Below are 22929 nucleotides of genomic sequence, written 5' to 3' on the forward strand. Positions count from 1 at the left end.
AGCAATCGTCTCATAATTAGTTGCAGTTTGGTTACTAACCCCTAATATAAGACAATTTTAACAATAGTCAATCTTACACTTATTGGATTTTAACCAATAATGATACAAATCTGCCCTGTGAGCTTCCGCAAACGATTGCGGAACAAAAAAAAGAGGGTGTGTGACGGTTGGACAGGTGTCTGACATTTGGACCCACGGTATGGCGTCTGACGTTTGGGCTCGCTGTATTCAGTAATGCTAAACGTCAGACGCCTCTGCTCCTACAACGGGTATTTATTATCGCTGATGATCTTCGCTGCAACCCTGCGCCTGGCTTCCTTGCTGTTGAATGGCGCTGTTTTGGTGAAGCGCTTCAGCCCCAGCAGCATCATTCTCTGCTCATCGCCTTCGGCAAAAGCATTGATCGCATCCTTGCCGTACTTGTTGATCTTGTCAGCCGCATCGTAGAGATAGGTACGTGCCATATCAAGTTCCATCTGGCAGGCCGCTTCACCACGCTGTTCAACCAGCTTCATTACACGCAGTAATGCACTTTCAGCATTGTATGTTTCGATGGCCATATCCGCCACATTCATCAGGATTTCCTGCTCCTGCTCGATCTTCATCATCAGCTTCTGCACAGCAGCACCAGCAGTCATCAGGATGGCCTTTTTGAAATTGACAATAGTTTTGCGCTCTGCATCAAAAGGCTGCTCCTCACCGCTGCCGAAATCAGGAATGCTCATGAGCTCCTTCATCACGTTCATAGCCGGACCCATCAGGTCGAGCTTGCCCTTCATGGCACGCTTCAATACCATATCCACGGTCAACAGACGGTTGATCTCGTTGGTGCCTTCATAAATGCGGTTGATCCTGCTGTCACGGTATGCTTTTGAAATGATGTATTCATCGCTGTAACCATTGCCGCCATGGATCTGCACCCCTTCGTCCACAATGAAATCCAGCACCTCACTGCCGTACACTTTCAGGATGGCACACTCAATGGCATATTCTTCTGCAGCACCCAGCAAGGCCTCATTGAATGGTTTACCACTGGCCACCAGTTCTGCTTCCTTGTTATCGATCCACTTACTGGTGCGATACAGGGCAGATTCGCAAACCCAGATCTGGATGGCCATCTCAGCGATCTTGTTCCTGATGGCGCCGAAATTGCTGATGGGCTGCTTGAATTGTTCACGCGTATTGGCGTATTCAATGGAGGTATTAAATGCACGTTTGGCACCACCCAGTGCGGCAGCACATAATTTAAGACGGCCGATGTTCAGGATGTTAAAGGCAATGATATGTCCCTTACCAATCTCCCCCAGCACATTTTCAACCGGTACTTTGCAGTCCTGGAAATAGAGCTGGACAGTAGAAGATCCCTTGATGCCCATTTTATGTTCTTCAGGCCCCTGGGTAAATCCCTCCATTCCGCGTTCGACAATAAATGCGGTAAACTTATCACCGTCCACTTTGGCAAAAACAGTGTAGATATCAGCAAAACCACCATTGGTGATCCAGCACTTCTGGCCATTCAGGATATAATGCTTTCCATCCTCACTCAGTTTTGCAGCGGTTTTAGCGCTAAGGGCATCACTGCCGCTGTTTGGCTCCGTCAGGCCATAGGAACCCTTCCATTCGCCCGTTGCCAGCTTGGGTATGTATTTGGCTTTTTGTTCAGGGGTGCCGAAATAGAGGATGGGTAAGGTTCCGATACCTGTGTGCGCAGCTATAGCCACGGAAAAAGAAAATCCGCCACCCAGTCCCTCATTCACCAGGGTAGCCGTGATGAAATCCTTACCAAGCCCGCCATATTCCTCAGGGATGGATGTTCCCAGTAGTCCCTGTTCACCGGCCTTGTCTACCAGCGAGGGCATGAGCCCCGGTTCCAGTTTATCAATACGGTCAACAATGGGCAACACTTCCGACTCGAGGAACCCGGCACACATATCTTTCACCATCTGTTGCTCTTCGTTGAAATCTTCCGGGATAAAAGTTTCAAAAGGAGAGCTCTCCTTAATGAGCCATTCTCCACCTTTCAGGATGGAGGCTGATTGTTGAATTGTGCTGGACATATTTGTGGTTTTTTATATGGAAAAAATAGTTCACCTCCTTACGACTCACTTCAGATTGTCATACACAATCTGCAATACCTGCTTACTCACTTCTACCATGTCGGCCGGAACACCCTCCAGCGCTTCGTTCAACGTTTCTTCCGCCAGCGCCATGGACTCAACTTCCATTTTTCTCGCTTCGGCTGTCAGGAAGATCAGGTTCATTCTCCTGTCTTCTTTCGAGGATACCCTTTTTACCAGTTTCAGCTTTTCCAGGTTGTCCACCAGCCTGGTGATACTGGGCTTGTCCCGAAAGGTAGCATTGCATAATTCCTGCTGGCTGATGCCGTCCTGCTTCCATAAGTGGTACAACACACTCCACTGCTCTATGGTCAGGTTCAGCTGCGCCGTATTGAATTTCTTCTGCAGCCGCCTGGCAATAGCCGTGGACGCCTTACCGGTAATGAAACTGTATAATTCCCCTTTTTTAAATTGGTTGTTTGGCATATAGTTAGTTAAACAACTAATCAAATATAATGGAATTTTCCCAGTCCGGCAACGGGATGGCATTTATTTTTCCGGAGCCATCCGCCGGCCACCTGGCGGTCGTCATGCCCGCCTTCTGCCTGCCATACCCTGGCCACCTGCCGGCAATCCCGACCGGTTGACGGAACAAGCCAGCCGGTACATGCTGATTCGCGCCGATAATTTCCAATCTTTGCCCCCGATGTTACTGCACCACCAACAGCATACGATCAGCTACCAGGTTTTTGGGAAAGGCCCCGCACTGCTATTCTGCCTGCATGGTTATGGCGAATCCGGTTTAGAATTCGCCGCCCTGGGTGAACAGCTGGGTAATGATTATACCCTGGTTTGCCCGGATCTTCCCCTCCATGGAAAAACCAGCTGGACAGACAAATCATTTGAGGTGGATGATCTTTACAGCCTGCTGATGGCACTTGCGGCTGACACAACACTCAGCGCTTATACCACCCCGGGGACAACTGCACCCGGGACCGGGCCAACACCCGGCAGCCGCTTCAGCATTGCCGGATACAGTATGGGCGGCAGGCTGGCACTCAGCCTGGCAGAAAAGTATCCGGCAGAATTGGCGGAACTAATCTTAATTGCACCGGACGGACTTAAGATCAATTTCTGGTACTGGCTGACCACCCAGACCAATTGCGGCAACCGCCTGTTCAGGAAAACCATGCAGCGGCCCGCCTGGCTCTTCAGGGCCATGGAAACCGCCCGAAGCCTGCGGCTCCTCAACCAGAGTATTTATAAATTCACGCACCGCTTTCTCGATGATCCCCAACAGCGGGAAGACCTTTACGCGAGATGGACTTTCTTCCGGCATTTCCGCCCCAACAAAAAACGCCTGCAGCAACTGATTCGCATCAACAGGCTCAGGACCCTGCTCTTCTTTGGGAAATTCGACCGCATCATCACCAGCAGGCTGGGGACCCGTTTTGCCAAAGACATGGGCAATGAAACCGGTATCTTCCTGCTGGAAGCCGGTCACCGTTTGCTGAAACCGTCAAATGCAGCTACCATTGCAAAAATTATCCTGTCCCGGGAAGAATACCCGGCCGGAGAAAAATGATTTTCGTTTATACCATAACGTTCCTGTTACTGATCGGCTATGCCTTCCTGTTACAGTTCTATCACCGCAGTTGGAAGCAACAACCGGAAGACAGCCCCCCGCCCTCAGGTTATACTCCTGTAACAGCCATATCAGTGCTGGTTCCTGCAAGGAATGAAGAAGGGAATATCGGGCACTGCATTGCCTCACTGCTGGCCCAGGACTATCCGCAACAGCTACTGGATATCATCATAATTGACGACCACTCTGAAGATGGCACTTCATCCATTGTGAAAGAATTTGAACAACAGGGCGTTCGGTTGCTTTCCCTTCGCGACTGGATTACAGCCGGCCAGTTGAATTCCTATAAGAAAAAAGCCATCGAAGCAGGCATCAGCCTGGCGAAAGGTACACTGATCGTAACGACCGATGCAGACTGCAGCGCCGGACCCGACTGGCTGAAAATCATCGCCCATTGCCACGAAACAAAAAACGCACAACTGGTTGCAGGGCCGGTTAAAATGCGGCTTCAACGGGGATGGTTATCCGTATTTCAGAGCCTCGATTTCCTGAGCCTGCAGGGGATCACCGCCGCCTCCGTTTTCAGGGGATTTCACAGCATGTGCAACGGCGCCAACCTGGCTTATACAGTCGCCGCATTCAGGGCCGTGGATGGCTTCAAAGACATTGACGGACCTGCTTCCGGAGACGACATGTTGCTCATGCATAAGATTTCCGGTCGGTTCCCCGGGCAGATCGCCTACCTGAAAAACCGCGCTGCAATTGTTGATACCGAACCGGCCGGCGATCTCAGAACCTTCCTGCAACAGAGGATCCGCTGGGCAAGCAAGGCAAGATTCTATGAAGACAAACAGGTGTTCAGGGTACTGTTGCTGGTGTATGTGATGAACCTGGGACTGCTGATCACCCTTACGGCCGCATTTTTTTCGGGGTTCCATGCCGCTGTTGCAGTGGGATTCATCCTCCTTAAAACACTGTTCGAATGGCCCTTTATGAAAAGCGTTGCCAGCTTTTTCAACCAGTCCGGCATCATGAAATATTTCCTGTTCTTTCAACCGGTTCATATAATATATACCATCACAGCAGGAAGCTTCGGACAATTCGGCCGGTATGAATGGAAAGGCCGGATGGTTCGCTAATTCCTTATTTTTATCGCATGACCGGTAACGAACCCACATCCGCATGGCGAAAACTGCTTCATAACAAAGGGGCCGTAATCGGTATCGTGATCATTGTCATCGCCCTGCTCACCGCCCTGCTGGCTTATTGGCTGGCTCCTGATTCCACCCCCGATGCAAACAGGATGATGGTGGAAATCGGCGGCCGTAAACCGGGCTTTACACAACAGTTTTTCCTCCTGCCAAAAGAGCCGGCCGTGGCAAAAGTCAATTGGCTAGACCGCACCCTGCACGGACAGCCCGATATGCACCTGTTCATTCCCGTTAGTACATATGAAATAAAGGATGGACAGGTCATCCTGCAGAAATATATTGATGATGGCATCACTGAACCCGTCACCTATTCTTTGGCGGGATGGCAGCAACCGGTGGAACAATTATTTGTTTCCAAAACATTTCTCCTCGGCACCGACAAATATGGCAGGGATATCCTGAGCAGGCTGATCATTGGTGTTCGCGTGAGCCTGCTTGTGGGCGGAATCGCCATGCTCCTGTCACTTTCAATAGGCCTACTCCTGGGAGCGCTGGCGGGTTATTATGGCGGCAGGTGGGACAACTGGATCATGTGGTTCATCAATGTAATCTGGAGCATCCCTACTTTGCTGCTGGTGTTTGCAATAACCCTTTTATTGGGAAAGGGTTTCTGGCAGGTGTTCATAGCGGTTGGACTGACCATGTGGGTGAACGTGGCCAGGATCGTGCGCGGACAGTTGCTGGCCATCCGGCACCTGGAATACGTAGAAGCCGCCAGGGTGCTGGGTTACAAGGACCTGCGAATAATAGTAAAACATATTCTGCCCAATATCATCGGGCCGGTGCTGGTGGTAGCTGCGGCGAATTTCGCATCGGCCATTGTGGTGGAGGCCGGACTCAGTTTTCTCGGGGTTGGTGTGCAGCCGCCGCAGCCAAGCTGGGGAGGAATGATCAAGGAAAACTATAATTTTATCATAACAAATAACCCGATGCTCGCATTGGCACCGGGTTTTGCAATTATGTTCCTGGTATTGGCTTTTAACCTGCTGGGGAATGGCATCCGCGACGCCCTCGATGTCCGCAACTAAACCCTCTTTCTCCCCATCATCATTTCCTCGAATACAAATAAAATCCCGTTTTCGTATTGGTCGCCTTGGAAACCGATGTAACGGTAACGGTTACCCGCGATACAGTAAGCTGTGGTGTATTGGTAATGGTAAAACTGGTGGTTGCACCGGAGGTTGTCTTTGTATCAGTAAAAAACGCCGTCGTTCCGGACCCGTCGGGCCTGGCGCTTACTTCGATTTTTACGCCCTGCGGTGGCATTTTGGATGTTACGGTAACGGTAAGCGGGAAATTAGGTCCCGGTGCCACCGACTCCTGCTGGCCATTGATGGCCGGACTGGTAGTGATAACCAGGTTTTCCTCCGCTGGTACCGGATCCCCGCCACCACTGCCGCTGCAGGATGGGAGTGCTACAAAGGAAATGCCTGCGGCAAGCAACAAAATCGAAAACTTTTTATTCATATGCTAAAGATAAATCATCTCCCCTTCCCCCACAACCCCTCTCACTCACCCCCGTTCTCAGTTCTCACCATTTGCACTTACCTGCACATTCCTGTTCAGGCTCTCATCCAGGGAAATAAAAGTTTCCGTTCTTTCAATCCCCTTTATTTTTTGCAACTGGTCGTGCAGCACATTTCGCAAATGATTGATATCCTTGCAAATGATTTCAGCCAGGATACTATAATTACCAGTGGTATAGTTCATCCTGACAATCTCAGGTATTTTCGCCAGTTCCCGCGCGACATTATCATATAATGAGCTCTTTTCCAGGTAAATGCCGATGAAGGCGATTACATCATATCCCAGCATCTTCAGGTCCACATTCAGCCTGCTGCCCTTTACCACCCCCATTTCCTGCAGTTTTTTAATGCGGACATGGATGGTGCCACCGGAAACAAAGAGTTTCTTCCCCAGGTCAGCATAGGAAGTTTCGGCATTTTCCATCATTTCATGAATGATCTGGTAATCCAGTTTGTCTAAATTCAATTTGTTTGCCATTTTGAATACTGATTTTTGACAATTTCTACCACAAGATAGTATTTTTTGAACATTTTCAATAGTTTTTAATTTATACTTGAATTATTTGCAATAATTCGGCAATTCATTGTATGTTTGCATTGTCAAAGTTCTTAAGACATACTGTGGGATGATGAAATTTTCGGCAGACATGCCCTCTTGTCTCGGGGGTGGGGAAAATTGGACAAACGTGCTTACCGCATCGCTAACGACCCCGTGGAGGTTCGACTCCTCCTCCTACAGCCAGTTTTTTTTAATAGTTCTTTATACTGTGGGGTGATGAAATCTTTGGCAGACATGCCCTCTCGTCTCGGGGGTGGGGAGTCCAGGATAAACGTAGCATAGAGCCGACTGGTATTGCTGTTCAACGCAAGTTGAACCGTAATAAAGCCGACCAGGGTTGACCACTAATCTTTGTACTACAGCTAACTGCCCCGTGGAGGTTCGACTCCTCCCCCTACAGCATTTTTTAAATCCCACAAGGTTTCAGTGGGGTTTTGTACCGCCCGCAACGTTGGCGACACCCGACGATCGCATGCCATTGGTACACACTGCTTTTCTCATGTGTGTGTTTACAGCTGTTAGGTAGCCCCTCTTTTCCCGAGGGGCTTTTTCATTAGCCCACGCTCCATCCATTAAGCTCACATAAGCCTGATCTTATTAACTTTAATACGTTTGCATCAGCATAACAGCAGTCAAAACCGGTTGATGCAATTGAATTGATTGTATGAAAACATTTAAACTGGAGCACCGTAAACAAAAAGTTGTAACACTGCCTCACTTCTTTGTGCGGCTTGGCAGGTATTCGATCTTTGCCGTGTTGTTAATTGCTGTATCCATTACCATTGGCAGTGTTGGTTACCATTACTGGGGAGAATTAAGCTGGATCGATAGCTTCCAGATGTCCTGCATGATCCTGACAGGAATGGGTCCGGTTGCCAGCATGAACACTGATGCGGCCAAACTGTTTTCCTCCTTCTACGCACTCTATAGCGGTGTGGCCTTCCTGAGCATCACCGCCGTATTCTTCGCCCCTGTCATTCACCGCTTGCTCCACATTTTACAGGTAGACACAGATGGCAATGGTAAATGATTCCAATTTTCATTATTTTTAGTGTCTGTTTTACACTTATTCCGGTTTCAGTGAATTTACAATGCCATAATTATGCGATTGCTGTCTCTTTTTATTTGCACCATCATTGTCACCAATGCCCTGCAAGCCCAGCCTGGCAGGCTGCAATATTTTCCCATATCCGCCGTACGATTATCGGAAGGCCCCTTCAAAGCCGCACAGGAAACCGATAAACAGTATATCCTGTCCTTAAGTCCCGACCGGCTGCTGGCACCTTACCTGAAAGAAGCCGGCCTCACCCCAAAAGCCGCCTCCTACGGAAACTGGGAAAATACCGGGCTCGATGGACATATCGGCGGACACTACCTTTCAGCCCTGTCCATGATGTACGCGGCAACCGGCGACAACCAGATAAAACAACGGCTCGATTATATGCTGAACCAACTGGCTGTTTGCCAGGAAAAAAATGGGAACGGTTACCTCAGTGGCATTCCGGGTGGAAAAGCCATGTGGGAAGAGATCCGTGGCGGCAGGATCGATGCCGGCAACTTCGGACTGAACGGTAAATGGGTGCCGCTGTACAATATCCATAAAATCTTCGCGGGATTACTCGACGCTTACAGCGCAGCAGAAAGCAAGCCCGCACTTGCCATGCTGGTCAAACTGACAGACTGGATGGATGACCTGACCAAAAATTTGTCTGACGAACAGGTGCAGAATATGTTGATCAGTGAGCATGGGGGACTGAATGAAGTATTCGCGGAACTTTATTCCATCACCCGCAATTTGCGTTACCTGAACCTGGCTGAAAAGTTCTCCGATCGTCGCATACTCACACCCTTACTGGAAGGCAGGGATCAGCTCACAGGCCTCCATGCCAATACCCAGATCCCCAAAGTGATTGGGTATGATCGCATCGGGCAGTTAGCCGGTAAAAAGGACTGGTCCTCGGCAGCAGCATTTTTCTGGTACACCGTTACCCAACACAGAACCGTTTCCATCGGCGGCAACAGCGTGCGCGAACATTTCCATCCTGCCAATGATTTTTCCTCCATGCTCAGTTCCAGCCAGGGGCCGGAGACCTGCAACTCCTACAATATGCTGAAACTGACCAAAAGCCTGTTCCAGTCTGCACCCAACGGAACACTGGTAGACTATTACGAAAGAACACTTTACAACCATATACTTTCTTCCCAGCATCCAAAAGGAGGCTTTGTTTACTTCACCCCCATGCGGCCGGGCCATTACCGCGTGTATTCACAGGCACAGGAAGATTTCTGGTGCTGCGTGGGATCCGGACTGGAAAATCATTCCCGTTATGGTGAAATGATCTATGCCCACAACGAGAAAGACCTCTTCATCAACCTCTATATCCCGTCCTCCCTTGAATGGAAAGAAAAAGGTCTGCGGCTGGAACAAAACACCCGCTTCCCGTATGAAGAGAAATCATCCATCCGGCTGAAACTTCAAAAACCCATGATAGCGTATATGCATTTCCGCTACCCATCATGGGCCGCTAAAAAGGAATTCAGTATTTCTGTCAACGGAAAAATACAACCGAACCTTACGATCAAAAACGGGTTTGTCTCCATTCACCGCAACTGGAAAAACAATGATGTAATCAGCATTCGGCTGCCCATGGAAACAAGTCTTGAATACCTGCCCGACGGATCAGAATGGGCATCGTTTGTTCATGGCCCGATTGTGCTGGGAGCCATCACAGATACCACAAAACTTACCGGTTTATGGGGAGACGGCAGTCGAATGGGGCATGTTGCCAATGGGCCGCTCCTGCCCACTGACCTGGCACCCATAATCCTGAAGGATGAGCAGCCATTGAGCAGCTACCTGCAACCTGTCGCCGGCCAGCCTTTGCATTTCAGCCTTACCAGCCATGTGTACCCCAACAAATACACCAATATCAGGCTGGTTCCATTTTACACCATCCATGAAGCCCGCTACATGGTTTACTGGCCCGTTACAGGAAAAGAACAACTGCCGCTGCGCCTGGCAGCCATGAAGGCAAAGGAAGATGCCTTACTCCAACTGGAAAACCAGACCATCGACCAGGTAGCAGCAGGCGAACAGCAACCCGAATCGGATCACCAGTTCGCAGGTGAGCAAACGCAAACCGGATTAACAGATGACCGTTACTGGCGTGAAGCAACAGGATTCTTTAGTTATGTATTGAAAAATACAGCACACAAAGCTCATGCACTTCAGGTGACCTTTGTGAAAGGAAATACCAACACAGCATTTGACCTCCTGGTGAACGATTCAGCGCTTCCCGCACCGTCATTGGAATGGGCCGAAAACGCTTCAACCTTAACCGTTACATTTGATATCCCTGCAATGCTGAAAAACAAGGATACCATAACCATCCGTTTCCAGGCAAAAGCCGGGAGCAGTACGCCAAGAGTTAGGGAGATCAGGTTATTGAAGCGTGCAACTGGAAATTAATCCCGATCCAAACCATCCTGCAGCAATGCTTCACTTGCAATACCCGCAGGAATGGTTTTGCCAGATTTGATTTCCAGTTGTTTCATCTTCTCAGCCTGGAAAATAATATTACCACGTCCGCTGGCCAGTTTCCTGTGCGCCTCGCCGTATACTTTCTGGACGGCGTTAATGGACTTGCCGATGCTTTCAAAATCTTCAATAAAACCCGCCACTTTATCATATAACCGGCCTGCCCGCTCCGCCACCGCCTCGGCGTTTTTATTGATGGCATCCTTCTTCCACATGTCATAAATCAGTTTCATTGCCACCACAAGGTTGGCGGGACTCACCAGCAGCACATTTTTCCTGTAAGCATACTGCTGCAGGTCAGGGTCATTCTGCAAAGCAGTTATATATGCGGCTTCCACTGGAAGGAACATGATCACCATATCCAGGCTATTGGCGATCTGTGTATAATTCTTTCCGCTCAGTCCATCAATATGATTGCGCAGGGATTGTACCAGGCTTTTCAGCAATATGACCTGTGTATCCGTATTTTCTTCCCTGCATAACTGGTCATAATGCACTAAGGAAACTTTGCTGTCTATTACCAGCACCCTTTCATCAGGATACTTCACCACGATATCGGGACGCATCCGGTTGCCGTCATCATCATTCGAACTCTCCTGGGGAAAGAAATGGACACCTTTTTGCAAACCACTGTATTCAAGAATGGTTTCAAGAATCCATTCGCCCCAGTCACCCTGCTTTTTTGTATTCCCGCTGAGTGCAACAGCCAATGACTTTGCTTCTTTTGCAAGGGTTTCATTTAACTGCACCATCAGCTTCACCTGTTCTTTCAGTGAAAGCCTTTCCTCGTTTTCAGATTTGTAGGTCTTTTCAACCTGTTGCCGGAAATCATTCAGGTTTGATTTCAGCGGTTCCAGTAATACATTCATTTCCCTTTGCTGTACTTCGTTGAACTTTTTCGTTTTCTCATCCAGGATATCATTTGCCAGCAGGGAGAAATCCTTCCGCAATTTTTCCGTCATCTGCTCCAGGTCGGTTTTCTGCTGCTGGTACACCAGTGATTGGTTTTCCAATTTGGCCTTCAGGTCAGTGATTACCCTGTTCGCTTCCATCCATTCATTCGTCCTGGATTCCAGCTTCTGCCTTATTGAATTGTTTTCCAGCTGCAGGTTTTCCTTTTCGCCGTTAACTATACCGAAGGCAGTTTTTTCAGCGCTCAGGGATTCACGCTGGCGATGGCTCACTTGCTCAAGTTCAGCACTACGCGCTTTTAACGCTGCCAGTTCATCAGCCTGCATTCTTGTTTTTTCTTCAGCCAAAGCCAGCCGGGTGATGGTCTGCTGTAATGTTGCGCTTGTTTCAGCATACCGGGCGGCGGATACAAAGTCTCTTTCAACAAGTAGTTTACGTACCAGCCAGGTAATTGTAATTCCAGCGAACAAACCAAACAAGCCAACTATCATCAGAGTCGTATTCATATTAACAGATTTACACTGCAATAATACAAGCCGCCGTTGCAACCTATTTGCATTTCTGTTTCTTTACCAAACTTCAACCCCATATTCCACACAGCTCACTCCTCCTTATCTTTGCCCAATGGGTCAGAAAAAATTAGTTCGGTTCGAAGCCATCAAAGGATACCCTAATGTGCTGCAATACCCCGAAAACATGGCGGGAAAATGGAAAGACCAGTTTGGCAATTCCAACCCGATTACACTCGAATTGGCTTGTGGTAAGGGCGAATACACTGTTGCATTATCAGCAATGTATCCGGCCCGGAATTTTATTGGCGTGGATGTGAAGGGTAACCGGCTCTATATAGGCGCCAAACAATGCCTGGCAGCCGGCCAGACAAATGCAGCCTTCCTGCGTACGCAGATTGACCGGATTGCGACTTATTTTGAACCGGGTGAAGTGCGCGAAATCTGGATCACTTTTCCGGATCCGCAACTCCGCCGTTCTCGTGCCAAAAAAAGACTGACCCATCCGAAATTCCTCCGGCTGTACCAGCAATTCCTGCAACCCGGCGGAATCATTCACCTTAAAACGGATTCACCGGTTTTATACAGGTTTACGCTGACTGTCATTGATCTCTACGGTCTCGAACTGGTTACACACTCCGATGATGTGTACGGGCAGGCTGAAGTCAGCCCTGAATTGCGCATCAAGACCCACTATGAGAAACTGGACATAGCCGGTAGTAACAGGATCCATTACATTTCATTCAGACTCCCGGCTTTACCATTGCCGGACAAAGACAGGGAATTGCAAGAACTGGTATTTCAACATGAAGAAGCAACTAATTGAAGGAATCGATTTCTATTATAATGAAGATGGATATGTGGTGCTGACGGAAAAATATCACCTTGAGAAAGGGGTTTGCTGTGGCAATGGTTGCCTGCACTGCCCTTTTGATTATATCAATGTTCCCGAGCCACGCCGCAGCCAGCTTCAACAGCAAAAAGCCATCAGAAATGCCCAGGACAGGCAAAACGGCCAAACCGAAAACTGAAAAAAAACAAAAGAGCAGCAGGCAGGCAGGCGGATTAAAAAAACTCAGGCCATCCGGCGAAGCGGAAAGCAGCTTTTTTGAGCAGGTGTATGACCTGGTGGAACATGTGCCGCCTGGGCGCGTTACGACCTATGGCGCCATAGCCCGCGCACTCGGATCGGGACTATCCGCCCGTATGGTTGGCTGGGCGCTTAACGGATCTTTCAGCAGCAGCAGGAATATCCCGGCGCAGCGCGTCGTAAACCGCAATGGCCAGTTGAGCGGCAAAGCACATTTTGCCACTCCCACCCTCATGCAGGAACTGCTCGAAAAAGAAGGAATCAGGGTAAAAAACGATACAATAGAAAACTTCAAACAGGTTTTCTGGGATCCGGCAGACAGTTTATAGGTGGTGATCAGATCCCAGCTACATCCTGATCACTCAGCCTGAGCTGGATCATCACTTTGTGTTTGAAGGGATTGAGGCCCCCGAAAATAACCAGTATGGTCAGGGTAAGGCCCAGAAAGGCCCAGTTTCCGGTAATCAGGTAACAGATGGTGCAAAAAATGCTTGCGGATTCCAGCAATGACCACTGGACCAATGAAGCGCCACGATATCTGCCCAGCTTCTCCCTTGCATGTTCTTTTCCATCCCTGATCGTTTCGAGCCGGCGGCGGAAAAGCTGTATCCCCACGATCACGGCTGCAAAGGAATATAAAACAGCAATCACCTGTAGCAAACGGTCCAATGGCACATCTGCAGGGGGAACGATAATATTGAATTGTACCAGTAAGAAAGCAATGATTCCGAAGACGATCTGTGCATACAGTAAACGCCGGTAAAGTACCTGCATGTCGCGAAACGGTGAAGTTGGCTGGTTGGTCATGATGGAGTCAAACTTGCTCTAATTTAATTTATTCTGTTCAGGCATTGCCATAATAGGGACTGATCATGAGGTACACCAGCACCCCGGTTAAAGCCACATAGAACCAGATAGGCCAGGTAATCCTTGCCAGCTTTTTATGCGCCGGCCATTCGGCCACCAGGGCACGGTAGGCCGTAAACAAAATAAAGGGAAGAATGATGGCCGCCAGGAAAATATGGGTGATCAGGATAAAATAATAAACCGGTCTTATCCATCCCTCACCTCCAAACTTTGTATCACCGGCAAAGAGGTGATGCCCGATATAGGAGACCAGGAATAGTGCAGAAAGGATCATAGCAGTAAACATGACCTTTTTATGCAACCGGTAATTACCATTCTTAACAGAGATCAGGCCAAACACCAGTAAGACAGTTACCATTGAATTAATAATCGCATTGATCCTGGCAAACAGGTGCACATCAAAGCCAAGGTCAACTTCAAGTTTAACACGCGACAGCAATACAACTGCTGCAAATACCACAAAGGATACAATCCCGATCAGAAGCTTCGCCTGTGGATCATTTTTCTTAATGAGCGCCGGTAACATGATTTTCTATTTTCTGAATAAATTCCGCTTTTTCTTCCTGTCTTTTTCAATCGTTATTTTGACTATGTCGCCCGCGAGGTCAGCCATTGCCATGCTGTCAAGCCCATTGTAATAACCCCTGACAACCCTGTCCTTATCCAGCAGTACAAATTTTTCTGAATGGATAAAATTGGAATCAACGTTCTCGCCATCCACCGTAGCCAGTTTCACTTCATTGAGTGCAAAATCATAAATCGTTTTCTTATCGCCTGTAAGCATCCACCAGACATCATGGTTCACTCCATAACGATCAGCAAATTTTTTAAGCTGAACCGCTGAATCCCTTTGGGGATCAACGCTGAACGACAGGAACTGGACAAAATTGGTATCAATCTTACGGGTAACATCTTTCAGTCTAAGACTGCTCTGAAGCCTTTTCATGTTAACCGTAAGCGTTGGGCAGATAGAGGGGCACCGGGTGAAGAAAAAATTGATGACCATTACCTTACCCGGCAACTGGTCAAGTGAAACCGTATCGCCCAGTTGATTCACCAGTTCGATATTGGCCACTTTATGCCATACGGTATCGGTAGATTCCTTTCCTCCCTCCACTTTGGTAAGAACAGTATCAACATAATAACGCCTGGGCATGTCAACTGCTCCCGCCTGGAAATAGTCAACAATGAAGTAACACACCACCGGTAAAACCAGTGCCAGCAAAATCCCCAGAAAAGCCTTCTTGTTCATTGGACCGGATTTAAATAAAAGTGTCTGACATCTTTTACAACATGTCAGACACTGTATAAGTTTAAGAATAAAAGATGTCAGACACCCCGACGATTATTCCATCGTACCCTCTTTCTTCGCATCCTTATGCTCTTCAGCACCATGAGCGGGAGCATGTTCGGTCTTTTCAACCTTTATCTGGCTCTGCTCATAGTGATATGGATCGTAGGTGTTCTTCAGGTTCTTGTAGGAATTACCATCGTACAGGAAGGCGACGATAAACCAGATAAACAGCAAAAGTGGCACCACAATAGTCATGATCATGGCACGGATTTCGTGTTTGAGGTGCATGAAGTAGGCCACAATGTAAAACGCTTTGGCCAGCATCAGCACACAGATCACACCTTTTACCAAGAGGCGGAAGAAATCACCTTCCAGTGAGATCAGCCAGAAACCGAGCGCCAGTTCGATGAGGGTAATAACTGAAAGGATCACGGTTACCTTGACTACTTCCTTACGGCCTGCTTCCCGGTCAAACTCGTGGTGGAACGTTATTTCGCTAGAATTGGAATGATTATCCATTATTAATTCGTTTAATCGTTATACAAGGTAAAATACGGTGAATACAAATACCCATACCAGGTCTACAAAGTGCCAGTACAGACCAGCTTTTTCGATCATCAGGTAATGCCCGCGCTGTTCAAACACATTGTTCAGGGTCATGATCAGCATAATGATATTGATGATCACACCACTAAATACGTGGAAACCGTGGAAACCGGTGATGGTAAAGAAAAAGTTGGTAAAGTTGGTAGAAGCTTTTGTACCATCGATGTTCAGGAAGGGATTGCTACCCCACCAGGCACCTTCATGGAACATATGTGTCCATTCCCAGGCCTGGCAGCTCAGGAAGGCGATACCGCCGATAATGGTAAGCACAAGGTTTCGCACCACGCCTTTTTTATCCATCGCATGGCCGGCCTGCACAGCCAGTACCATTGTAACGGAACTGATGATCAGGATAAAGGTCATCAAACTCACGAACATGAGCGGAAGACCGGAACCTAACCCGGGGAATGACTGGAATACTTCGTTGGGGTCGGGCCATGAGTTGCTGGAAAAACGGATGGTGCCATAAGAGATCAGGAACGCACCAAAGGTGAACGCATCACTCATAAGGAAATACCACATCATCAGTTTACCATACTCCACGTTGAAGGGACTTTTACCGCCACTCCACCATTTTTGTTCTGCAGGTACTGCTTGTGCCATGTTCAGTGTTTAAGATTGGTTCGCAAATTTAATTGGATATACGGAATTAACTATTGCAATAACATAAAAAATACCATCAGGTAAAGCCATAACAGATCCACGAAATGCCAGTAAGTTGCCATCACTTCCACCGGAACCGCATTGTAGTTCCTGAGCCTGGTGCTGAAGGCCCGGAAAAACATCAGGATCAGGGCGATCAGTCCGCCAATCACGTGCAAACCGTGTAATCCGGCGATGATATACAGGAACTGCCCGCCGCCCGCACCGGAAAACGTGATTCCCGTTGACCAGATCTGGCTGAATCCCGACCATTGCAATACCAGGAAAATAATGCCCAGGATGGCTGTAATAGTCAGCAAGGTTCTGTATTTCACCCTTTCGCGCTGACGGAACGCCCTCAGCGCCAGGTGCATGGTTACACTGCTCACCAGTATTACCGCCGTGGAATACCAGAAAACAACAGGCATCTCAAAAGTTGTCCAGTTTGGCTGGCTGCGCTTCACAATATAAGCGCTGGTCAACCCTGCAAACATCATGATAATGCTCGCAATTGCCACCCAAAGGGTAAACTTGCTGGGATGTATTTTTTTTCTTTGGTCCATTGATATTGTAGTTTCCATACTCACTTTATCTTATCTGCCACAAGGGCAAAAAATATCACCATCAGATAAATATAACTGCCGAACATCACTTTCCTTGCCGCACCCTTCTCCATGTCCATGTACAAACGTACACTCAGGTAAATCATTCCCAGGTTCGACAGCAGCACGATCAGCATGCTAACCCAGCCTGTCAGTCCGATCAGGTAGGGCAGCAATCCTACCGGAACCAGCAGAACCGAATAAATAATCGACTGCACTGCCGAATATTTGGTGGGTCCCTGGTCAGACGGCAGCATTTTAAACCCAGCCGTTTCGTAATCCTTGTGCGCAAGCCAGGCTATGGCCCAGAAATGCGGGAACTGCCAGAAAAACTGGATGGCAAATAGTGCCCAACCACCAAGGTCCTGCCAGCCGTGCTCACCCGCAACTATGGTATCATTACCGGCAGCAAACCCGATCAGGCAGGGCAATCCGCCTGGGAAAGCACCCACCAGCACAGAAATGGCATTTACCTTTTTAAGTGGTGTATAGATGAAGGCGTATAAAAACAGGCTGAAGGCAGCCAGCGCCGCGGAAAGACCATTGAAAAAATACCAGAGCATAAAAACACCCAGTATTCCGGTCACTACCGCAAAAGCCCATCCTTCCGTTACAGACATCCTGCCCGAAGCAATTGGCCGGTTAGCCGTGCGCTTCATCAGGGCATCCGTATCTTTTTCTACTACCTGGTTGATGGTATTGGCGCTGCCCGTTACCAGGAATCCGGCAAGGAACAGCAGGGTAATCATCAACCAGTCATAAGCCACCACTTTTGGAGCCAGCAGATAACTGATCACTGCTGAAAACACCACCATTATTGTCAAAGAGAACTTCACCAGCAGCATATAATCACGCAACCGCTTACTCATCGAATTCTTGTTCACTGGTTTAACGGAATCACTTTGCTGCATCAATATTTATTAAACAAATCTTAGCGATCTAAAAAAACGCCCCGATAAAACATCAGGGCATTTTATGTTGATTCTGTTATCTTATCATTCTGACCCTATCAGTGTTTGCCTTCGGGTGTTTCATTTGCACCAACAGGCTCGGTCTGGGGAATGAACTCGCGTCCATCCTTGCCATAATCGTAGGCCCAGCGATGAACCTCAGGGATCTCACCTTCCCAGTTACCGTGACCGGGATTGATCGGTGTTGTCCATTCCAGGCTGGTTGCACCCCATGGGTTCTGGGTCCTTACCCTTCTGCCCTTGAACATGGAATAGAAGAAGTTGAACACAAAAAGCAACTGAACCGCAAAAACAATGATCGTTACAATAGAGATGAAACGGTTCAGTCCGTCAAACTGGTTGAAGGAAGCCCAGCCACTGAAATCCAGGTAACGGCGAGGCACGCCTGCAAGACCCTGGTAGTGCATCGGCCAGAAAATCAGGTAAGCACCCACCAGTGTGATCCAGAAGTGGATATAAGCCAGCGTATTGTTCATGAAACGCCCGAACATCTTGGGGAACCAGTGGTACAGACCTGCAAACATTCCGAAGAAGGCAGATACACCCATTACGATGTGGAAGTGTGCAATTACGAAATAGGTATCATGCAGGTGGATATCCAGTGTTGAGTTACCCAGGAAGATACCGGTCAGACCACCGGAAATGAACAGGCTCACAAAACCAATGGAGAAGAGCATCCCCGGTGTAAACCGCAGGTTACCTTTCCAGAGCGTGGTCAGCCAGTTGAACACCTTGATCGCAGAAGGCACCGCAATAAGCAGGGTCAGCAATACGAAGAAGGCACCGAGGAACGGATTCAGGCCGGTTACGAACATGTGGTGTGCCCATACGAGGAAGGCCAGCACCGCAATTGCAAACATGGAACCCACCATGGCCATATAACCGAAGATTGGTTTGCGGGCATTGGCAGACATCACATCTGATACCAGTCCCATCGTCGGCAGGATAATGATATACACTTCAGGGTGACCCAGGAACCAGAACAGGTGCTGGTAGAGGATCGCGCTACCTCCTTCATTGGGCAGGGCTTTCTGTGTGGATGCCAGGAAGATATCAGACAGGTAGAAGCTGGTACCGGCGTGACGGTCGAACAGCAACAGGATGAAACCCGACAACAGTACAGGGAAAGACAGCACACCCAGCACAGCAGTGAACAGCAGGGCCCAGATTGTCAGGGGCACCCTTGTCATGCTCATACCTTTGGTACGCATGTTCAGGATGGTTGAGATATAGTTCAGACTTCCGAGAAGGGAGTTCACAACGAAAAGAGCCATCGCAATCAGCCAGAGGTCCATCCCGATCTTGGAACCTTCGGATGCATCACCCAGGGCGCTCAGCGGAGGATAGGAGGTCCAGCCACCACTCGCAGGTCCGGTTTGAACAAACAGGGAAGCAATCATGATAATGCTCGCTGCAAAAAAGAACCAGAAGCTGAGCATGTTCATGAAAGGCGATGCCATATCACGGGCACCAACCTGCAGGGGAATCAGGAAGTTGGAGAATGTTCCGCTTAGACCGGCAGTCAGTACGAAGAACACCAGTACGGTACCGTGCATGGTAGTAAGGGCATAATAAAACTCGGGATTAAGCTTACCACCCTCTGCCCACTTACCTAAGATTGTTTCCAGGAAGGGGAAAGTTTCATTGGGGAAACCCAGTTGCAGACGGAACAACACAGAAAACAAACCACCAATGATGGCCCAGATGATACCAGTTACGAGGAACTGTTTGGCGATCATCTTGTGATCCTGGCTGAAGATATACTTCGTAATGAATGTTTCCTTGTGATGGTGCCCGTGGTGCTCATCATGATGAACTTCATGGGTAGTGATCACCTCTGATTGTCCGTGCATATTCACTTCGTGGCTCATGTTAATCAGTTTATGAAATCGGTACGATCTTAATTAGATAATGATTTTGTTGCTTCAACCGCTGCAGTGGCAGTGCTGTCTGCCGCAGGTACCGCAGGGGCAACAGCAGGCTCAGGGTTAGACATCACATAGTTGGGCTTTTGCTTGGCCAGCCACAACAGGTATTCCGCAGGCTCCACCACTTTCACGATTCCCTTCATGGAATAGTGCCCCTTGCCACACATCTGGTCACACGAAATTTCATATTCGAAATCAGGGTTTCCGGTCTTCTCCTTCATCTGGGCAGTGGTGTATTTGGGGGTAAACCACATGGTAGTGGGAGTACCCGGAACCGCATCCATCTTCATACGGAAATGAACCAACCCTACATCATGTACTACGTCACGGCTGTTGATCACCAGTTTCACCGGCTTACCAACCACCATGTACATGGCTTCATTGGTAACGATGTCATCCTGGGCAGCTTTGTCATCCCAAAGCAGACCAAGCTGATTGAGGTTTCCTTCGTCAATATTCTTATAGTATTTCTTACCAAATACTTTATCCTTACCGGGGTAGCGGTAGATCCAGCCGAATTGCTTTCCGGTGATCTCTATGACATTGGCCTCTTTCGGTGCATCGCCGGTGATCTTGAACCAGTAGTACAGACCAAAACCAACCAGTACGGTGAGGGCAATCGCCGGTACAGCAGTCCAGAGAGCCTCCAGTTTGTTGTTATGCGGATAATAGAATGCTTTGCGCTTCTCATTGTACTGGTATTTGAAAGAGAACCAGAAAAGCAGGATCTGGGTAATGATGAACACTATACCAGTAATAGCAATGGTAATGTACAGCATGTTATCGATCTTCTCACCATGATCTGATGCAGCTTCGCCCAGGATCTTACCCTTGAACATTTCATTACACCAGTACACACCGATCAGTCCCAGGATCAGGAAGGCCAGCAGGAGGAAACCATTGATACGGTTGTTCTGCTCAAAGGTCTTCTTTTCTCCCTTGAGCACCGATACATACTCGCTGGCTTTTGCGATCTGGAAGACCACAATAAAACCCAACAACAGGATCGCAATGATTAATAAAGTTGACATGTTATATACCGCGTTTATACAAAGTTTTGAATGAATGCTTGTTCTTACAGCTTTTGTTTAAAGATCGCCTCCTCTTATCAGGTATGATGAATGATGCTTTCCTTGAAGAAGGGGTGATTTTTGGCGATCAATGAGCTCTTTGTCAGGGCATTGCCTGCCGTCCACATGATCAGTCCGATGAATCCGGCCGCCACACCAAAATCAAAGAGGTTCAGTTCAACATGCTCTTTTGATACACTGGCGATAACCATCTGGTAAAAATCGATCCAGTGACCAAAGATGATCAGAACAGACATGAACACCAGCAGTGTATAATTCCGCTTTGAACTTCTTCTCATCAGGATCAGCAGCGGAGCCAGGAAGTTGATGATCAGGTTCAGGAAGAAAATTCCCCTGTAAGGTCCCTGAACACGATGCTTGAAATAAACAGTTTCTTCAGGAATGTTGGCATACCAGATCAGCATGTACTGGCTGAACCAGAGATATGTCCAGAATACAGAGAATGCAAACATGAACTTACCCAGGTCATGCAGGTGTTCCTGGTTTACCAGCTCCAGGTAACCCTGGTTCTTCAGGTAAATCACGAACAGGGTAATCAGCGCCATACCTGCCACAAAAGAAGAAGCAAAGGTATACCAGCTGTACATGGTACTGTACCAGTGTGCGTCAATGCTCATGAACCAGAGCCAGGGAACCGTTGAAGCAACTGTCAGACCAAACCAAACCAGGTAAAGTGATCCCCAGATGGTATTCTTGAAAATGTATTTCTTGCCCTCTTCCGCAGTGTAAGGACCGTTTGCATCGGTCTCTTTGCTGAGGGAACGCATTTTTGCACCGAGGAAGATCCATCCGATGATGGTCAGGGCTGTCCAGACGATAAAGAAAGTTGGATTCAGAAAGCCGGCCTTTCCAAGCAGGATCTTATCATCACCCGGAGTAAGCCAATGGTAGATATGGTGCTTATGACCAAGAACCAGGGCCAGCAGGATCACGGCAGAGATGATGCCGATAGGAATCACTGCCACTGAAATGGCTTCCGCAACCCTGCGAAAAGACATCTGCCAGCCGCCCATTGCCATGGTTGTTGCACAAATAAAAAACATGGAAGCATTTACAACCAGAAGGAAGTAAACACTGTTATACAATAATACACCCCAGAAACGTGCGTTCTGGTGATCATCGCCCGCTCCATACATGAAGTATCCAACGAGGATGGAAACCAATCCCACCGCCATCAGGATCAACGACCACATCTTGTACTTGGCAGGTATTTCAAATTGCTCTCTGAAAGACATTCTCAAAATTTTATCGTTTGGTCAAATTGGTTGTCGAACAAATTCTTATTTAGCGGTGCTGTCGGCAGCAGGCGCGGCTTCAGCAGCCACCGGGGCGCTTTCACCACTCGCTTCTCTTTGCTTAGCCTTAATATAATGAACTACCATCCATCTTTGCTTGGGACTCAACTGTGACGCATGGGGGCCCATCAGGTTCCTTCCATAAGTAATGGAATAGAACATGGTGCCTTCAGCCATGGCAGCATACAAGGGATCCCCCACAAGGGTCGCCGGTTTGGCAGGGAATGGTCCGTCACCACCTTTGTACAAGGGTCCGTTTCCGTCCAGTTTGGTGCCATGACAGATACCGCAGTTGATCAGGTACAAACGCTCTGCTTCTTTGGAATCAACCTCATTCAGCAAGGGCAGGGGGTTCTTCAGGGCAGCAGATGCCATATACCCTCCGGTTGTATCCGCAGGTTGCTTGTAAATAACCTCCTCACCCCTTGCAACCGTTCCGGCAACAGGCCTGGCATTATAATTAATGCCCTCAGCCTGTAATTCGCGGGGGTCACTGTACGTTTCAACCGCGCGGCTGTAAGCCATATCGGGCATATAAATCTTTCCGGGTGTACGCTTTACATCGCTGCTGCAGGCTGTTACAGCCAGCGCTCCGATACAAACAGCTATGATAGAAATCTTATTCATTGCTCGTGGGATACTTTCT

Annotated in this window: 24 protein-coding genes; 8 read left to right on the plus strand and 16 right to left on the minus strand. The window is 48.3% G+C overall.

What is annotated here, in order from left to right; translation table 11 throughout:
* Nucleotides 1-260: 260 nt before the first annotated feature.
* Nucleotides 261-2057 (minus strand): acyl-CoA dehydrogenase family protein, encoded by a 1797-nt coding sequence (locus BC349_RS13385; RefSeq protein ID WP_187257273.1) that lies wholly within the window; start codon nt 2055-2057, stop codon nt 261-263.
* Between the two features lie 45 nt (nt 2058-2102).
* A complete protein-coding gene (locus BC349_RS13390; RefSeq protein ID WP_187257274.1) occupies nt 2103-2543 on the minus strand; it encodes a MarR family winged helix-turn-helix transcriptional regulator in 441 nt (146 codons plus the stop codon).
* Nucleotides 2544-2763: 220 nt separating this feature from the next.
* Here BC349_RS13390 and BC349_RS13395 point away from each other — a divergent pair, with 220 nt between their 5' ends.
* From BC349_RS13395 to BC349_RS13405, 3 genes are read left to right on the plus strand one after another with little or no spacing between them, the layout of a single operon-like run.
* Nucleotides 2764-3642, plus strand: a complete 879-nt coding sequence (locus BC349_RS13395; RefSeq protein WP_187257275.1) for an alpha/beta fold hydrolase — start codon at nt 2764-2766, stop codon at nt 3640-3642.
* Nucleotides 3639-4781: a glycosyltransferase gene (locus BC349_RS13400; protein WP_187257276.1), complete on the plus strand. Its 1143-nt coding sequence runs from the start codon at nt 3639-3641 to the stop codon at nt 4779-4781. The genes BC349_RS13395 and BC349_RS13400 overlap by 4 nt, the downstream gene beginning before the upstream one ends.
* A gap of 17 nt (nt 4782-4798) precedes the next feature.
* The gene (locus BC349_RS13405) at nt 4799-5881 is read left to right on the plus strand and encodes an ABC transporter permease (RefSeq protein WP_187257277.1); all 1083 of its coding nucleotides are present in this window, start codon (nt 4799-4801) and stop codon (nt 5879-5881) included.
* 19 nt (nt 5882-5900) lie between these two features.
* Here BC349_RS13405 and BC349_RS13410 read toward each other — a convergent pair whose 3' ends face one another.
* Together BC349_RS13410 and BC349_RS13415 are read right to left on the minus strand one after the other, a co-directional pair.
* Nucleotides 5901-6320: a hypothetical protein gene (locus BC349_RS13410; protein WP_187257278.1), complete on the minus strand. Its 420-nt coding sequence runs from the start codon at nt 6318-6320 to the stop codon at nt 5901-5903.
* Nucleotides 6321-6377: 57 nt separating this feature from the next.
* Nucleotides 6378-6857, minus strand: coding sequence for an Lrp/AsnC ligand binding domain-containing protein (locus tag BC349_RS13415; RefSeq protein ID WP_187257279.1), 480 nt, complete (start codon nt 6855-6857; stop codon nt 6378-6380).
* A gap of 745 nt (nt 6858-7602) precedes the next feature.
* Here BC349_RS13415 and BC349_RS13420 point away from each other — a divergent pair.
* Both BC349_RS13420 and BC349_RS13425 read left to right on the plus strand, forming a co-directional pair.
* The gene (locus BC349_RS13420; protein WP_187257280.1) at nt 7603-7968 is read left to right on the plus strand and encodes a hypothetical protein; all 366 of its coding nucleotides are present in this window, start codon (nt 7603-7605) and stop codon (nt 7966-7968) included.
* 72 nt (nt 7969-8040) lie between these two features.
* Nucleotides 8041-10407 carry a glycoside hydrolase family 127 protein gene (locus BC349_RS13425; protein WP_187257281.1) on the plus strand — a complete coding sequence of 789 codons (2367 nt, stop codon included), beginning with the start codon at nt 8041-8043 and terminating at the stop codon, nt 10405-10407.
* Here BC349_RS13425 and BC349_RS13430 read toward each other — a convergent pair.
* Nucleotides 10404-11894, minus strand: a complete 1491-nt coding sequence (locus BC349_RS13430) for a DNA recombination protein RmuC (RefSeq protein WP_187257282.1) — start codon at nt 11892-11894, stop codon at nt 10404-10406. The genes BC349_RS13425 and BC349_RS13430 overlap by 4 nt on opposite strands.
* Before the next feature lie 118 nt (nt 11895-12012).
* Between BC349_RS13430 and trmB the strand changes: the two genes are divergently transcribed.
* Genes trmB through BC349_RS13445 form a run of 3 tightly spaced genes read left to right on the plus strand, consistent with a single transcriptional unit; the run spans nt 12013 to nt 13316 of the window.
* Nucleotides 12013-12723, plus strand: coding sequence for a tRNA (guanosine(46)-N7)-methyltransferase TrmB (trmB, locus tag BC349_RS13435; protein WP_187257283.1), 711 nt, complete (start codon nt 12013-12015; stop codon nt 12721-12723).
* On the plus strand, nt 12704-12928 hold the full coding sequence (locus tag BC349_RS13440) for a C1orf53 family protein (protein WP_187257284.1): 225 nt from the start codon (nt 12704-12706) through the stop codon (nt 12926-12928). The genes trmB and BC349_RS13440 overlap by 20 nt, the downstream gene beginning before the upstream one ends.
* Nucleotides 12891-13316, plus strand: a complete 426-nt coding sequence (locus BC349_RS13445; RefSeq protein WP_187257285.1) for an MGMT family protein — start codon at nt 12891-12893, stop codon at nt 13314-13316. Before BC349_RS13440 ends, BC349_RS13445 begins: the two co-directional genes overlap by 38 nt.
* A 7-nt stretch (nt 13317-13323) precedes the next feature.
* Here BC349_RS13445 and BC349_RS13450 read toward each other — a convergent pair whose 3' ends face one another.
* From BC349_RS13450 to BC349_RS13500, 11 genes are all read right to left on the minus strand, one after another.
* Nucleotides 13324-13794, minus strand: a complete 471-nt coding sequence (locus BC349_RS13450; RefSeq protein WP_187257286.1) for a hypothetical protein — start codon at nt 13792-13794, stop codon at nt 13324-13326.
* Nucleotides 13795-13831: 37 nt separating this feature from the next.
* The gene (locus tag BC349_RS13455; protein ID WP_187257287.1) at nt 13832-14380 is read right to left on the minus strand and encodes a DUF420 domain-containing protein; all 549 of its coding nucleotides are present in this window, start codon (nt 14378-14380) and stop codon (nt 13832-13834) included.
* 6 nt (nt 14381-14386) lie between these two features.
* Nucleotides 14387-15106, minus strand: coding sequence for an SCO family protein (locus BC349_RS13460; RefSeq protein ID WP_187257288.1), 720 nt, complete (start codon nt 15104-15106; stop codon nt 14387-14389).
* A 93-nt stretch (nt 15107-15199) separates the two neighbouring features.
* The gene (locus BC349_RS13465; RefSeq protein WP_187257289.1) at nt 15200-15667 is read right to left on the minus strand and encodes a cytochrome C oxidase subunit IV family protein; all 468 of its coding nucleotides are present in this window, start codon (nt 15665-15667) and stop codon (nt 15200-15202) included.
* A gap of 18 nt (nt 15668-15685) precedes the next feature.
* Complete coding sequence (locus BC349_RS13470; RefSeq protein ID WP_187257290.1) at nt 15686-16357, minus strand: cytochrome c oxidase subunit 3; 672 nt, start codon at nt 16355-16357, stop codon at nt 15686-15688.
* Nucleotides 16358-16407: 50 nt separating this feature from the next.
* Nucleotides 16408-16959 (minus strand): cytochrome c oxidase subunit 3, encoded by a 552-nt coding sequence (locus BC349_RS13475; protein WP_246456937.1) that lies wholly within the window; start codon nt 16957-16959, stop codon nt 16408-16410.
* Nucleotides 16960-16979: 20 nt separating this feature from the next.
* Nucleotides 16980-17909 carry a heme o synthase gene (cyoE, locus tag BC349_RS13480; protein ID WP_187257292.1) on the minus strand — a complete coding sequence of 310 codons (930 nt, stop codon included), beginning with the start codon at nt 17907-17909 and terminating at the stop codon, nt 16980-16982.
* A 98-nt stretch (nt 17910-18007) separates the two neighbouring features.
* Nucleotides 18008-19840, minus strand: coding sequence for a cytochrome c oxidase subunit I (locus tag BC349_RS13485; protein ID WP_187257293.1), 1833 nt, complete (start codon nt 19838-19840; stop codon nt 18008-18010).
* 29 nt (nt 19841-19869) lie between these two features.
* The gene (locus BC349_RS13490; RefSeq protein ID WP_187257294.1) at nt 19870-20928 is read right to left on the minus strand and encodes a cytochrome c oxidase subunit II; all 1059 of its coding nucleotides are present in this window, start codon (nt 20926-20928) and stop codon (nt 19870-19872) included.
* 77 nt (nt 20929-21005) lie between these two features.
* The gene (locus BC349_RS13495) at nt 21006-22223 is read right to left on the minus strand and encodes a quinol:cytochrome C oxidoreductase (protein ID WP_187257295.1); all 1218 of its coding nucleotides are present in this window, start codon (nt 22221-22223) and stop codon (nt 21006-21008) included.
* A gap of 45 nt (nt 22224-22268) precedes the next feature.
* A complete protein-coding gene (locus BC349_RS13500; protein WP_187257296.1) occupies nt 22269-22910 on the minus strand; it encodes a c-type cytochrome in 642 nt (213 codons plus the stop codon).
* Between the last annotated feature and the right edge of the window lie 19 nt (nt 22911-22929).

Origin of the sequence: Flavihumibacter stibioxidans, assembly GCF_014332695.1 — a bacterium.
GTDB classification, from domain to species: domain Bacteria; phylum Bacteroidota; class Bacteroidia; order Chitinophagales; family Chitinophagaceae; genus Flavihumibacter; species Flavihumibacter stibioxidans.